At 70.5% G+C, this 13,360-nt stretch carries 15 protein-coding genes; 5 read left to right on the forward strand and 10 right to left on the reverse strand.

The annotated features are described in order from the left end of the window. Positions 1-11 precede the first annotated feature (11 nt). The 4 genes from proB (at position 12) to rsfS (ending at position 3,701) form a co-directional block, all read left to right on the forward strand. Positions 12-1,145: a glutamate 5-kinase gene (proB, locus tag MFF42_RS15035; protein ID WP_238256458.1), complete on the forward strand. Its 1,134-nt coding sequence runs from the start codon at positions 12-14 to the stop codon at positions 1,143-1,145. Positions 1,146-1,297: 152 nt separating this feature from the next. Then, the gene (locus tag MFF42_RS15040) at positions 1,298-2,596 is read left to right on the forward strand and encodes a glutamate-5-semialdehyde dehydrogenase (protein ID WP_238256459.1); all 1,299 of its coding nucleotides are present in this window, start codon (positions 1,298-1,300) and stop codon (positions 2,594-2,596) included. Positions 2,597-2,651: 55 nt separating this feature from the next. Then, positions 2,652-3,212: a nicotinate-nucleotide adenylyltransferase gene (locus MFF42_RS15045; RefSeq protein WP_238256468.1), complete on the forward strand. Its 561-nt coding sequence runs from the start codon at positions 2,652-2,654 to the stop codon at positions 3,210-3,212. A 186-nt stretch (positions 3,213-3,398) separates the two neighbouring features. Beyond that, on the forward strand, positions 3,399-3,701 hold the full coding sequence (gene rsfS / locus MFF42_RS15050; protein ID WP_238256469.1) for a ribosome silencing factor: 303 nt from the start codon (positions 3,399-3,401) through the stop codon (positions 3,699-3,701). Positions 3,702-3,704: 3 nt separating this feature from the next. On the opposite strand, the gene MFF42_RS15055 is transcribed toward rsfS, so the two are convergent. The 7 genes from MFF42_RS15055 to MFF42_RS15080 all read right to left on the reverse strand — a co-directional run bounded on the left by MFF42_RS15055 (position 3,705) and on the right by MFF42_RS15080 (position 9,182). Continuing rightward, entirely contained in the window at positions 3,705-4,403 is a 699-nt protein-coding gene (locus MFF42_RS15055) for a DUF4166 domain-containing protein (RefSeq protein ID WP_238256460.1), read from the reverse strand. A gap of 53 nt (positions 4,404-4,456) precedes the next feature. Next, entirely contained in the window at positions 4,457-5,017 is a 561-nt protein-coding gene (locus tag MFF42_RS15060; protein WP_238256461.1) for a GbsR/MarR family transcriptional regulator, read from the reverse strand. A 238-nt stretch (positions 5,018-5,255) separates the two neighbouring features. Continuing rightward, complete coding sequence (locus MFF42_RS15065) at positions 5,256-6,296, reverse strand: aldose epimerase family protein (protein ID WP_238256462.1); 1,041 nt, start codon at positions 6,294-6,296, stop codon at positions 5,256-5,258. Between the two features lie 84 nt (positions 6,297-6,380). Next, on the reverse strand, positions 6,381-6,506 hold the full coding sequence (locus MFF42_RS26380) for a hypothetical protein (protein WP_283206885.1): 126 nt from the start codon (positions 6,504-6,506) through the stop codon (positions 6,381-6,383). Then, positions 6,503-6,739 (reverse strand): hypothetical protein, encoded by a 237-nt coding sequence (locus tag MFF42_RS15070; protein ID WP_238256463.1) that lies wholly within the window; start codon positions 6,737-6,739, stop codon positions 6,503-6,505. The genes MFF42_RS26380 and MFF42_RS15070 overlap by 4 nt, the downstream gene beginning before the upstream one ends. A gap of 17 nt (positions 6,740-6,756) precedes the next feature. Further along, positions 6,757-8,547, reverse strand: a complete 1,791-nt coding sequence (locus MFF42_RS15075; protein WP_238256464.1) for an ABC transporter ATP-binding protein — start codon at positions 8,545-8,547, stop codon at positions 6,757-6,759. Positions 8,548-8,636: 89 nt separating this feature from the next. After that, complete coding sequence (locus MFF42_RS15080; RefSeq protein WP_238256465.1) at positions 8,637-9,182, reverse strand: Spy/CpxP family protein refolding chaperone; 546 nt, start codon at positions 9,180-9,182, stop codon at positions 8,637-8,639. A gap of 187 nt (positions 9,183-9,369) precedes the next feature. Between MFF42_RS15080 and MFF42_RS15085 the strand changes: the two genes are divergently transcribed. Then, on the forward strand, positions 9,370-10,296 hold the full coding sequence (locus MFF42_RS15085) for a metal ABC transporter substrate-binding protein (protein WP_238256466.1): 927 nt from the start codon (positions 9,370-9,372) through the stop codon (positions 10,294-10,296). A 4-nt stretch (positions 10,297-10,300) separates the two neighbouring features. Here MFF42_RS15085 and moaD read toward each other — a convergent pair whose 3' ends face one another. From moaD to uvrC, 3 genes are all read right to left on the reverse strand, one after another. Continuing rightward, a complete protein-coding gene (gene moaD / locus MFF42_RS15090) occupies positions 10,301-10,552 on the reverse strand; it encodes a molybdopterin converting factor subunit 1 (protein WP_238256467.1) in 252 nt (83 codons plus the stop codon). A gap of 19 nt (positions 10,553-10,571) precedes the next feature. Beyond that, positions 10,572-11,171: a CDP-diacylglycerol--glycerol-3-phosphate 3-phosphatidyltransferase gene (gene pgsA / locus MFF42_RS15095; RefSeq protein WP_238256470.1), complete on the reverse strand. Its 600-nt coding sequence runs from the start codon at positions 11,169-11,171 to the stop codon at positions 10,572-10,574. An 85-nt stretch (positions 11,172-11,256) separates the two neighbouring features. Then, the gene (gene uvrC / locus MFF42_RS15100) at positions 11,257-13,314 is read right to left on the reverse strand and encodes an excinuclease ABC subunit UvrC (RefSeq protein ID WP_238256471.1); all 2,058 of its coding nucleotides are present in this window, start codon (positions 13,312-13,314) and stop codon (positions 11,257-11,259) included. Positions 13,315-13,360: the final 46 nt, after the last annotated feature.

Consider the following 13,360-nt stretch of genomic DNA (forward strand, 5'->3'; position numbering starts at 1 on the left):
ACGACTGTCGCATGACCGTAGTCCGTCCTCCCGCACTCGAAGATTTCCGCCGCGTCGTCGTGAAGGTGGGCTCGGCCCTCCTCGTCGATCGCGCGCGCGGGCGCCTGCGCCACGCGTGGCTCGCCGCGCTCGCCGAAGACATCGCCGACCTGCACGGCCGCGGCGTCGACGTGGTCGTCGTCTCGTCCGGCGCCATCGCTCTCGGGCGCACGGTTCTCGGCCTCCCTCCCGGCGCGCTCCGCCTCGAGGAGAGCCAAGCCTCCGCCGCGGTCGGACAGATCGCGCTCGCCCGGTACTGGACCGAGGCGCTCGGCCATCACGACATCGTCGCCGGCCAGGTGCTGGTGACGCCGAAGGACACCGAGGAGCGCCGCCGCTACCTCAACGCCCGCGCGACGGTGCAGAAGCTCCTCGAAGTCCGCGCGGTCCCGGTCGTCAACGAGAACGACACGGTGGCCACCGCCGAGATCCGCTACGGCGACAACGACCGGCTGGCGGCGCGCGTCGCCACCATGATCGGCGCCGACGTGCTGGTGCTGTTCTCCGACATCGACGGCCTCTACACCGCCCCGCCCCACAGCGACCCGCAGGCGCGCCACTTACCGGTCGTCGAGCGGGTGACCCCGGAGATCGAGGCGATGGCCGGCGGTCCCGCCTCGGAACTGTCGCGCGGCGGCATGCGCACCAAAGTCGAGGCGGCCAAGATCGCCGCCGGCGGCGGCACCCATATGGTCATCGCCGACGGGCGCGGGAAAAACCCGCTCCGGGTCGTCCGGGAGGGCGGGCGCTGCACGTGGTTCCTGTCGGGCTCGACTCCGACCGCCGCCCGCAAGACCTGGATCGCGGGCTCGCTCGAGGCCTCCGGCACCCTCGTCGTCGATGCCGGGGCGGTCCGCGCGCTCGAAGGCGGGGCGAGCCTGCTTCCGGTCGGCGTCACCGCCATCGAGGGCAGCTTCGCCAAGGGCGACACCGTCCTGATCCGCGGCCCCGAGGGGCGCATCCTCGGGCGCGGACTGGTCGCCTATGACAGCGCCGACGCCGCCGCCATCATCGGCCGCTCCAGCCGCGAGATCGCCGCCGCCTCCGTCCAGGCCGGACGCACGGAGATGATCCACCGTGACGACCTCGCGATGATCGGCAACTGACGAGCTCCGTTCCGGCGAGGCGAGTGAAGATCGACGCTTGTTCAACCCCTGAGCGACGTGCAATGGGGCGCAAGAGGGTGCATATGCGTTCAGTCTATGCACTGAAATGCTCAATCGCGCCGGTCGATCGGCGCCAGACGGGAAGCGGGAACGTGCCTGTCCTGAATCTCAAGTCCGATTTCGCGGACGCGGACGACCTCGATACGCTGATGGCCGGCATCGGCCGGCGCGCGCGCGCCGCCGGCCGGGCGATGGCGCTCGCCCCGGCGCAGACCAAGGATCTGGCGCTGCGCGCCATCGCCGAGCAGATCCGCGCCAGCGCCCCGGAGATCCTGCGCGAGAACGCGCGCGACGTCTCCGCCGCGCAGGCCGCGGGCCAGACCAAGGCGATCATCGACCGTCTGACCCTGGACGAGGGCCGCGTCGCGGCCATCGCCGAGGCGGTGGAGAAGGTCGCGGGCCTGCCCGACCCGGTCGGGCGCCAGCTCGCCGCCTTCGAGCGGCCGAACGGCCTGCTGATCGAACGCATCTCGGTGCCGCTCGGGGTCGTCGGCGTCATCTTCGAGAGCCGCCCCAACGTGACGGCGGATGCCGGCGCGCTCTGCCTCAAGGCCGGCAACGCGGCGATCCTGCGGGCGGGCTCGGATTCGCACCGCACGGCGACCGCCATCGCCGCGGCGATGAGCGAGGGCCTCGCCCGCACCGGCCTGCCCGCGGACGCGATCCAGCTCGTGCCGACCCGCGACCGCGCGGCGGTCGGCCTGATGCTGACCGGTCTCGGCGGCTGCGTCGACGTGATCGTGCCCCGCGGCGGGCGCAGCCTCGTGGAGCGGGTCCAGGCGGAGGCGAAGGTGCCGGTCTTCGCCCATCTCGACGGCATCTGCCACGTCTACGTGGCCGAGGGCGCCGACCTCGCCATGGCCCGCACCGTCCTTCTCAACAGCAAGATGCGCCGCACGGGCATCTGCGGCGCCGCCGAGACGCTGCTGGTCGACGCGGCGGTCGCCAAGACCCACCTTAAGCCGCTGGTCGAGGCGCTGCTCGAATCCGGCTGCGCCGTGCGCGGCGACGCGGAGACGCAAGGCGTCGATCCGCGGGTGACGCCCGCCGACGAGACGGATTGGCGGACCGAGTATCTCGACGCGATCATCTCGGCGAAGGTGGTCGAGGGGCTCGACGCGGCGATCGCCCATATCGAGGCCAACGGCTCGCACCACACCGACGCGATCATCACCGACGACACCGAGGCCGCCGCGCGCTTCCTCAACGAGGTCGACTCGGCGATCGTCGCCCACAATGCCTCGACGCAGTTCGCGGATGGCGGCGAGTTCGGTTTCGGCGCCGAGATCGGCATCGCCACCGGCCGGATGCATGCCCGCGGGCCGGTCGGCGTCGAGCAGCTCACGACCTTCAAGTATCGGGTCCACGGCAGCGGCCAGACGCGGCCCTGACGCGCTGACGGCGGCCCCTCTGCGCGAGCACAGACTTCCGCCGGCCGCGCCCGGCCTGCGGGTCGGCCTCTACGGCGGCTCGTTCAACCCGGCGCATGCCGGGCACCTGCATGTCAGCCGCACCGCCCTGCGGCGCCTGCGGCTCGATCGGGTCTGGTGGCTCGTCACACCCGGAAACCCGCTCAAGGATCACGGCCTGCTCGCGCCGCTGGAGGAGCGGGTGGCGCAGGCGCGGGCGCTCGCCGACGACCCGCGCATCGCCGTCACCGGCTTCGAGGCGGCGATCGGCAGCCGCTACACCGCCGACACCCTGCGCTGGCTGGTCAGGCGCCGGCCCACCCTCCACTTCGTCTGGATCATGGGGGCGGATTCGCTCGGCACGCTTCACCGGTGGCGCCACTTCGAGAACATCCTGGCGCTGATGCCGGTCGCGGTGATCGACCGGCCGGGCTACACCCTGAAGGCTCCGGCGGCGCGGGCGGCACGCGCTTTCGCGGCGGCGCGGGTTCCGGAAGGGGACGCGCCGACCCTGGCCGGCCGGCACCCGCCGGCCTGGACCTTCCTGCACGGGCCGCGCTCCGATCTGTCCTCGACCGCGTTGCGGACAGGTGCGTAGGGCGCTTCGCCCGCTTGAAAAGCGGGCGGAAAGCGGCCAATTTCAGCAGGTGGCGGTGTCGCCACAATCCGATTGCCGGGAAACGAGACCCTGTCCGCACACCTTCAGCCGGGAGCCGCCGGCTCCGATTCCGAGCCCGCCTCCTCCGATGCCCTGAAGGCCCTGGCCCTCGGATGCCTCGACGAGATGAAGGCCGAGGAAACCGTCGAGATCGACCTCGCGGGCAAGACGTCGCTCGCCGATACGATGATCATCGCGTCCGGCCGCTCCCAGCGCCATGTCGGCTCGATCGCCGACAAGATCATCCAAGAGATGAAGGCGAAGGGCTTCGGCAATGCCCGCGTCGAGGGCATGCCGGCCTGCGACTGGGTGCTGATCGATGCGGGCGACATCCTCGTCCACATCTTCCGGCCCGAGGTGCGCGGCTTCTACAATCTCGAGAAGATCTGGGGCGCCGACCGTCCGACCGGCGCCCGCCTCGCCGGCTGAGCCTCACGGCAGCGCGGCGGAGGCGACCTCCTCGCGCGCCTCGACATGGTCCGAGAATTCCGCCTCCTGGCGCAGCAGGCGGCCGAGCCAGGCGTGGCGGATTTCCAGCACGAAGCGGAAGCTGCGGAGACCGGTGGCGGCGTGGCTCACGGTCAGGGTACCCGGCGTCAGCCAGCGCGGCAGGATCAACCGGACGCCCGGCAGGTCGATGAAGTAGCGCTCGCTGCGGAAGACGAGCGCCCGGTCCTCCACCAGAACCCGCAGACTCATGCCGAGCCCGGCGCCGACCCGCTCCTCCAGCCCGGTCGGCCCCTGGAAGCGCTTGGCCGAGTGGATGGCCTGCGGGAAGCCGGTGCCGCGGGCGTAGAGCCGCGTCCAGATCTGCCCGTGGCCGGCCCCGTCCTGGGTGACGGCGACCACGCTCGGCACGTCGGCGACGCGGCTCGTCGGCAACGGCGCGCCGACGAGGCGCAGGCCCTGCGCCAGAAGCCAGCCGAGGGCGGTCAGGTCGGTCTCGACCACCCGCCCGGCATAGACCGCGCTCTCGCCGACACCGAGCCGCTTGGTGAAGCGCTGCCGCACGGCGGGCGGCAGACGCGCCCAATCCGCGTCCGGGACGAGCGCGCGAAACCGCAGGTCGAACAGTTCGGCCGGACGGTCCGGCGTGCTGACCGGGACGGCCATCTCGGCGGCATTGCGCATCGAAGTGCCTCCTCGAACATCCTTCCGGGCGGCGCACCTGGCGAGCCGGCGGATCAGGGCTCGGACTTCACGGGCAGGTAGCGGACGATCCGTCCGCCGAGCCGGATCAGCTTGGCCAGGGTATTGTGGGGCACGTTCAGCATCTGCGCGTACCAGCCGTCGAGCGTCTGGGTGAAGTCCAGCATCGATTTAAGACGCCGCGAGGCCACGGCCCCGACCCTCGGGTCGCCCTCGGCCTCGGCCACGCATTCGCGCAGGGCCTTGAGGGCGGGGTCGATCTCCCGCTCCTTGCGGCCGGCGGCGATGCGGGTGACCATCTCCCACAGATCCGTCTCGGCGACGAAGAAGTCGCGCCGCTCGCCCATCACCGGCACCCGACGGATCAGGTTCCAGGCCGCGAGTTCCTTCAGCGAGGTCGATACGTTTGAGCGGGCGATGCCGAGCGTCGCGGCGATGTCCTCCGCCGCGAGCGGTCGGTCGGACAGGTAGAGCAGGGCGTGGATCTGCGCGACGGAACGGTTCACGCCCCACTGTCCGCCGAGATCGCCCCAGTGCAGGATGAACCGCTCCACCGCGGGCGCCAGCTTTTGCGTCTGGTCTGAAATTTCTGACATGACAGAAATTTCAGACCAAACGGGATGGAAGTCAAGCGATGGTTTTGCAGGTTGGCATCCGGCCTATCGCGGCTGCTCTGTCGCGATTGATCACCTCAGGCGTTGCCCGCTCCCGTCATCGCGAGGTGGAGCCGAGGCGATCCAGGGCGCGTCCTATCCGAAAAGTCGCGCCCTGGATTGCCACGGCTTCACCTCGCAATGACGCGGATAAGATCGAAGTGATCAGCCGGCAGGCGTCTCACATCACCGAGAAGCGATAGGTGGTGGTCGACGCGAAAGTTTCCCCCGGTCTCAGGACCGCGCTCGGGAAGCTCGGGTGGTTTGGGGCGTCCGGAAACCCTTGCGTCTCGAAGCAGACGCCGTCGCCGGAGCGGTAGGTCCGCCCCGTGGGGCCGACGAGGGCGCCATCGAGGTTGTTGCCGCTGTAGAGCTGGAGCGCCGGCTGCGTCGTCGCGACCTCGAGGCGCCGCCCGCTCGCCGGACAGTGGCAGGAGGCCGCCGGCCGCAATGTGCCGGCGGGTCCGCGTAGGGCGAAAGCGTGGTCGTAGCCGCCGGCGAGAACGATCTGTTCGTGGCCCTCCCGGATGCGCGCGCCGAGAATCGTTGGATCGCGGAAATCGAAGGGCGTGTTCGCGACCGGCGCCAGCACGCCCGTCGGGATCTGCGTCGCGTCCGTCGGTGCGTAGGCATCCGCAAACACCGCGACCACGTGGTCCATCACGTCGCCCGTGCCTTCGCCGGCGAGGTTGAAGTAGCTGTGATTGGTGAGGTTCACCACCGTCGGCCGGTCGGTCACCGCGCGGTAGTCAATCCGCAGCATGCCGGCCTCGGGCAGGCTGTAGACGACCGCCACGTCGAGATTGCCTGGAAATCCCTCCTCCCCGTCGGGGCTCCGCCGCCTCAGCACGAGGCGCGTCTCGTCGGCATCCGCCACCTGCCAGAGGCGTTTGGCGAAGCCGTGCGGACCCCCATGCATGGTGTTGGGCGGCGCGTTGATGGGCAGCGCGTAGGTTTCGCCGTCGAGGGTGAAGCGCCCGTTCGCGATGCGGTTGGCGAAGCGCCCGGCGATCGCCCCGAAATGCGGGCTCACGGTCTCGTAGCCCTCCACCGTGTCGAGGGCGAGGACGACGTTGGCGACGCGGCCGTCCCGATCGGCGATCTCGATGGCGGTGACGACCGCGCCGTAATCGATCACCTGAACGCGAAGGCTGTCCCGGACGAGGGTGTGCCGGGTGACGGTTTCTCCTGCACGCGTCGTCCCGAATTTTTCCGATCTCATCCGCCGCTCCTGTCGTTCCGAGGATGACGCGCGAGAGGCGGGAGGGGTGACATGAGGCGAGAAGATGGGTGACGGCAGGCGTCGCTACTCGGCCGGATTCTTCCGCTGGCGGCGATCGAGACCCCATCCGTGCCAGCGCAGGGCCGCATAGCCCAGCAGGATGGCAAAGAGTGGCGTCACGACGAAGGCGACGAGAAACGAGGCGTTCACGACTGCAGCCTCCTGAGAACCTGCCTTGCCGTCAGATGTAGGATCACGCCGGCGCCGGACCACATCAGGAGGCCAACCAGCATGATCCCCGGCGCCAGCGAGGTCTGCAGGCCACCGACATTATAGAGGTAGCCGGCAACCGGCGTGGCGATGCCGACGGTGAAGCACGATGTCGCCGCCGTGTTGAGGGCTGTCGCGAGAAGTTTGGTCTGCTCGTTGTCGATCAGGCTCATGGCAACCGAGCGTAGCATTACGCCGGCACGTTGCCATCCCTGGCGGCAACGGTATCATCCGACAATTGCAGCCTGTGCAGCCGCGCATAGGTGCCGCCCGCGGCGACCAGTTCGTCGTGGCGGCCGAGCTCGATTACGCGCCCGGCTTCCAGAACGGCGATGCGGTCGGCCTCGCGCACGGTCGAGAGGCGGTGGGCGATGACGAGCGTCGTGCGCCCGCGCATCAGCCGCTCCAGCGCCTCCTGGACGAGGTGCTCGGATTCGGAATCGAGCGCCGAGGTCGCCTCGTCGAGGAGCAGGATCGGCGCGTTCTTGAGGAAGGCGCGGGCGAGAGAGATGCGCTGGCGCTCGCCCCCCGAGAGCCGCCCGCCGCCCGGCCCGACTCGGAAGGCGTAGCCTTCGCTCAGCCGCGAGATGAAGCCGTGCGCCGCCGCGGCGCGGGCCGCCGCCTCGATCTCGTCCTGCGAGGCGCCGGAGCGGCCGAAGCCGATATTGGCGGCGATGGTGTCGTCGAACAGCACGACCTCCTGCGACACCACCGCGATCGCGGCCCGCAGCGACGGGATCGTCACGTCGCGCACGTCGGCGCCGTCGATGAGGACGCGGCCCGACGTCACGTCCTGGAGACGCGGCACGAGATTGAGGAGCGAGGACTTGCCCGAGCCGGAGCGTCCGACGAGGGCGGTGGTGGAGCCCGCGGGTACCACGAGGTCGATCCCCTCGAGCGCGGGGGCGTCGGCGCGGTAGCGGAAATGCACCCCCTCGAAGCGGATCTCGCCGCGTGTCACCGTCAGCGGCCGGGCGGCCGCGGCCTCGCGGATCGTCGGTTGCTCGTCCATCAGGGCGAAGTAGCGGCTGAGCGCGGCGGCCGCCTCCTGCAGGATGGCGTTGAGGGTGCCGAGCGCGCGGGCCGGCTGGGCGGCGAGCAGGAGCGCGGCGACGTAGCCGGTGAAGTCGCCGACGGTCCGGTCGCCCGACATCACCCGCTGGCCGACCAGCACCAGCACGCCCGCCACCGCGAGGCCGCCGCCGATCTCCATCAGCGGGTCGAGCCGGCCGCGGGCGTTGGCCGCCTTCATCTTGAGGCGGCGCACCTCGTCCAGCGCCTGCGCCGCACGGCCCTTGAGATAGCCTTCCAGCGCGTAGGTCTTGGCGACGCGGGCGCCCTGGAGGCTCTCGGTGATGAGGCTCGCGGTGGCGCCCATCTGCTCCTGCGTCGTGGTCGAGACCTGGCGTAGCCGCTTGCCGATGCGGTTGACCGGCCCGGCCACGAGGGGCGCCGTGACCGCGGCGGCGAGCGTCAGCAGCGGGTCCATCCAGATCAGCGCGATCACGAGCGCAGCCAGCATGGCGACGTCGCGCAGCAGCACCGTCGAGATGCGGGTCAGCGCCTCCTTGATGAAGGCGAAGTCGGTGGTGAAGCGCTGGGTGAAGGCGGCCGGGCTCTCGCGGCCGAGCTGGGCGAGGTCGGCATCGATCAGGTGGGCGTAGAGCGCCGCCTGCATGTCCGCCTCGACGCGGGTGACGACCCGGTTGGTGAGCACCGTCTGGCCGAACAGGGCGAAGCCGCGCGCGGAGGTGACGGCGATGACGATGAGCGGCCCGTAGGCCAGCGCGCTCATGTCCTTGCGGTCGAAGGCGTCGAAGGCGGCCTTGATCAGGGCGGGGTAGAGGCCCGTCGCCGCGCCGACGACGGTGATGAGCACGAGCACGACCGCCAGCGTCGCGCGGTGGGGCGAGAGCCATTCCCGCCAGAGCCGCCCGAGCAGGGGAAGGGTGTCGCCCCTCAGGAGCGGCCGGCGCGCCATATCGAACCATGTCTGTGCTGACCCCGGCCGGAACGCCGGGGCCCGCGGTGTTTGCCGCCGCGCGGCCCGGGGATCAAGCGGCGCCGCTCTCAGTCCCGCTCGCCGCCGGGCCGGGGGCCGTGCCGGTGCATCCCGCCGAACGGCCGCATCGGCCGGGCGAGCATCATGGCGCGGCGCTTCTGGCCCTCGTCCAGGGTGGCGAAGAGGGGGGTGCTGGCGTCGGCGAGCTTGCGCAGGGCCTCGCCACGAGCGGTCGCCGCATCGGCCATGGCCCGGAGCGCGCCGGGGGCGTCGTCCACCATCCGACCGCGCTCTCGCTTGAATTCCTTCCTGGCCTCGCGCTGGGCGGCCCGCTGCTTGAACAGATCGCGCATGGCCGTCTCGACCGGCGGCCACAGCTTCTCCTGCTCGGGGTTCAGCTTCAGGCCGGCATGCAGCCCGGCGATGCGGGCATCCGCGAAGGCGGCCCGATCCTCGGCCGACAGCGCCGACCAGCGCCCGTGCCGGTGGCCCGAGGGCACGTCGGCGAAGGATCCGCCCCGCTCGCCGGCGCTCACCGCCGCGGTCCCGAGGCCGGCCGCACCGAGCGCCGCCAGACCCACCATCACAAGACCCGTCACGCGCTTCCTGGTCATGGGACAACTCCGAAGGTCAGGGGCATCGGCCCCAGCCCCGCGACGATGCGTCCGTTTCGTCTCTGGCGTGTGTCCACTCGTCTCCGGCGTGTGTCTGCAACATGAAAGCTTCTCCATGTTCTCAGGAGCGGTCTTGGCGATGTGATAATGTTACATTATCACCGTGGCCGAACGGAGGAGTTTCGGTATGGGTTCGGGTGTCCGGCGCGGGATCGTCGCCGTCTGTCTGGTGCTGCTCGGCCTCTCTCCATCGGTCGCCGCGGCGGACGAAGCACGGCTGAAGGCGGTCGCGACCTTCTCGATCCTGGCCGACCTCGTGGCGCAGGTCGGCGGCGACCGGGTCACGGTGACGAGCCTCGTCGGGCCGGACGCGGACGCCCACGGCTACTCCCCGGCGCCGGGCGATGCCCGACGGGTGGCCGAGGCCGACCTCGTCGTCGTCAACGGCCTCGGCTTTGAGGGCTGGCTTGAGCGCCTCATCAAGGCCTCCGGCACCAAGGCGCCGGTCGTCATCGCCTCGAAGGGCGTGAAGACCATCGCCGGCCGTCACGATCACGACGACCACGGGCATTCTCACGGCGAGGACGACCACGCCGATCCGCATGCGTGGCAGAACGTGGCGAACGCCAAGCTCTACGTCGCCAACATCCGCGACGGCCTGAGCGCCGCCGATCCGGCGCATGCGGGCCTCTACGCCGCCAACGCCGCCGCCTACACGCAGAAGCTCGACGCGCTCGACGCGGAGATCCGCGCGGCGCTGGCCAAGATCCCGGAGGAGCGGCGGCGCATCATCACCACCCACGATTCCTTCGGCTATTTCAGCGCCGCCTACGGCATGCGCTTCCTGGCGCCGCAGGGCATCTCCACGGACAGCGAGGCCGGCCCGAAGGACGTCGCCCGCATCATCCGCCAGATCCGCCGCGACCGGGTGCCGGCGGTGTTCGTGGAGTCGATCGCCGATCCGCGGCTGATGCAGCAGATCGCCCGGGAGAGCGGCGCCAAGGTCGGCGGGCGGATCTATTCCGACGCGCTGAGCGCGCCGGGCGGGCCGGCGCCGGGCTACCTGGAGATGATGCGCTCGAACCTCGACGCGTTCCGCGACGCGCTGAGCTGAGGGATCACCCGCCGGTCATCGGCGGGAAGAAGGCGATCTCCCGCGCCCCCGCGATGGCGCTGCCGGGCTTGGCATGGACCCGGTCGATCGCCGCGCGCACCACGCCCTCGTTCTCGAAGGCGTAGGCGTATTCCTCGCCCCGCGTCCTCAGCCAGCCGATCAGGTCGGCCACGGTTGCGACGCCCTCGGGCGGGCTCACCGTCTCCTCGGGCTTGCCGACGCGCTCGCGCACCCAGGCGAAATAGACGAGCTTCATCTCACACCACTCATCGCCGTCAGCGCGGATCGTCGATCACGTGCCGGATCCCGGCCCTCAGATAATCCCAACCGGTATAGAGCGTGAGGGCGGCGGCGAGCCACAGCAGGACGATGCCGGCGGTCAGGCTGCCGGGAAGGACGCTCTCGCCGGCCGGACCGGCCACGAGGACGCCGAGCGCGATCAGCTGCACGGTGGTCTTCCACTTGGCGATGCGGCTTACCGGCAGGCCGACCTTCAGCTCCGCCAGATATTCCCGCAGGCCGGAGACCAGCACCTCGCGACACAGGATGACGATGGCCGCCCAGAGCGACATCCCAGCGATGGTGCGGTCGGCGGCCAGCATCAGCAGGAGGGCCGAGACGAGGAGCTTGTCGGCGATCGGGTCGAGCATCCGTCCGAGCGCGGAACTCTGCGCCCAGGCGCGGGCGACGTAGCCGTCGAGATAGTCGGTGATGGCGGCGGCCACGAACACGCCGAAGGCGGCCCAGCGCGCGGCGATCTCGTCCGGCCAGAACAGCAGGACGACGACCACCGGGACCGCGACGAGGCGGCCGTAGGTGAGGCAGTTCGCGAGCGTCCAGGCCTGCGACCGGCGGCGGGGAAGGACGGCGTTCATCGGCGCGGTGAAATCACGGGCCGCAGGGGGCGTCAACTGCGTCGGGACCGCGTCGGGCACAGGCTCTGTGGGCACGGGGCTCGGCTCAAGCGTTGGCGTGGAAGAAGTCGTAGACCGCCCGCGCGGTGGCGGCGTTGACGCCCGGCGCCTTGGCGAGATCCTCCAAGGCGGCCCGCTGGATGGCCTTCACGGTGCCGAAATGGTGCAGAAGCGCGCGCTTGCGAGTGGGGCCGATGCCGGCGATCTCGTCGAGCGGGTTCCGGGTCATCTCGCGCTTGCGCCGCGCCCGGTGGGTGCCGATGGCGAAACGGTGCGCCTCGTCGCGCAGGCGCTGGACGAAGTAGAGCACGGGATCGCGCGGCGGCAGCTTGAACGGGCTGCGGCCGGGCACGAAGAAGGTTTCGCGGCCGGCATCGCGGTCGCGGCCCTTGGCGATGCCGACCAGCGGCACGTCGATCACGCCGATCTCGGCGAGCGAGGCGCGGGCGGCCTCGAGCTGCCCGGCGCCGCCGTCGATCAGCACGAGGTCGGGCCAGGCGGGGAAGGAATCGGGATCGTCCGCCATCTCCTCGGTCGCCGCCGGAACCGCCTGACCTTCGACGGCGGCCAAGGGCTCGCCGACCTCTCCCTCGCGCGGCGTGCGCGGCGCCTCCTTGGCGAGCCGCTTGAAGCGGCGGGTCAGCACCTCGCGCATCATCCCGAAATCGTCGCCCGGCGTCAGCTCCTCCGACTTGATGTTGAAGGTGCGGTAATGCGTCTTCATGAAGCCGGTCGGGCCGGCGACGATCATGCCGCCGACGGCGGCGGTGCCGGAGATGTGCGAGTTGTCGTAGACCTCGACCCGTCGCGGCGGCTTGTCGAGGCCGAATGCCTGCCCGAGCGCGGTGAGAAGCTTGCCCTGCGAGGCGGTGTCGGCGAGCCGGCGGCCGAGGGCCTCCTTGGCGTTGCGCTGGGCGTAATCGACGAGGTTCTTGCGCTCGCCCCGCTGCGGCCGGTGGATCTCGACCCGGTGCTCGACCCGGCTCGACAGGGCGGCGGCCACGAGTTCGGCATCCTCGATCGCGTGGCTCACCAGCACGAGGCGCGGGGCGGGCTTGTCGTCGTAGAACTGCGAGATGAACGAGGCCAGCACCTCATCCGCGCTCATGGAGCGGTCAGCCTTGGGGAAGTAGGCGCGGTTGCCCCAGTTCTGGAAGTTGCGGAAGAAGAACACCTCGATGCAGAACTGGCCGGCCTGCTCGTCGAGGGCGAAGACGTCGGCCTCCTCGACCCCTTGCGTGTTCACCCCTTGCGTCCCCTGGATCGCCGAGAGCGCGGCGATACGGTCGCGGAAGCGGGCGGCGCGCTCGAATTCCATCGCCTCGGAGGCGCGCTGCATTTCCTCGCGCATCCGGTCCTTGACCGCGTTCGACTTGCCCGAGAGGAAGGCGCGGGCGCTGTCGGCGAGTCCGTCGTAGTCCTCCTGGGCGATCTCGCCGGTGCAGGGGCCGGAGCAGCGCTTGATCTGGAACAGCAGGCAGGGCCGGGTGCGGTTCTCGTAGTAGCTGTCGGAGCAGGTGCGCAGCAGGAAGGCGCGCTGGAGCGCGTTCACCGTGCGGTTGACCGCCCAGACGTTGGCGAAGGGGCCGTAATAGTTGCCCTTGCGCCGCCGCGCGCCGCGGTGCTTGACGATCTGCGGCGCCGGCCCGTCGCTGGTGAGCAGGATGTAGGGAAACGACTTGTCGTCGCGCATCAGCACGTTGAAGCGGGGCTTCAACTGCTTGATGAGGTTGGCCTCCAGGAGCAGCGCTTCCGTCTCGGTCGCCGTGGTGACGAACTCCATCGCCGCCGTCTGGGCGATCATGCGGGCGATGCGGTTGGAATGCGCCTGACCGCGGGCGTAGGAGCCGACGCGGGCCTTCAGGTTCTTGGCCTTGCCGATGTAGAGGACGTCGCCCTTGTGGTCGAACATCCGGTAGACGCCGGGCGAGGTCGGCAGGGTCGTCCAAAAGCGGCGGATGATCTCGGTGCCGGCCTGGACCGCGCCGGGCTCGAAATCGAAGTCGATCTCGGGCGCCTCGTCGAGGGAGGCGGCTTCGTTCTCGTCCTCGTCGAACCCGTCGGGCGGGACGTCGTCGAAGGCGGATCGGGTCGCGCGGCTCATGAACCCGATGTAGGCCGCGGCGATTCCGGTTGAAAGAGCCGCGGCG

The organism is Methylorubrum podarium (genome assembly GCF_022179745.1).
GTDB lineage: Bacteria > Pseudomonadota > Alphaproteobacteria > Rhizobiales > Beijerinckiaceae > Methylobacterium > Methylobacterium podarium.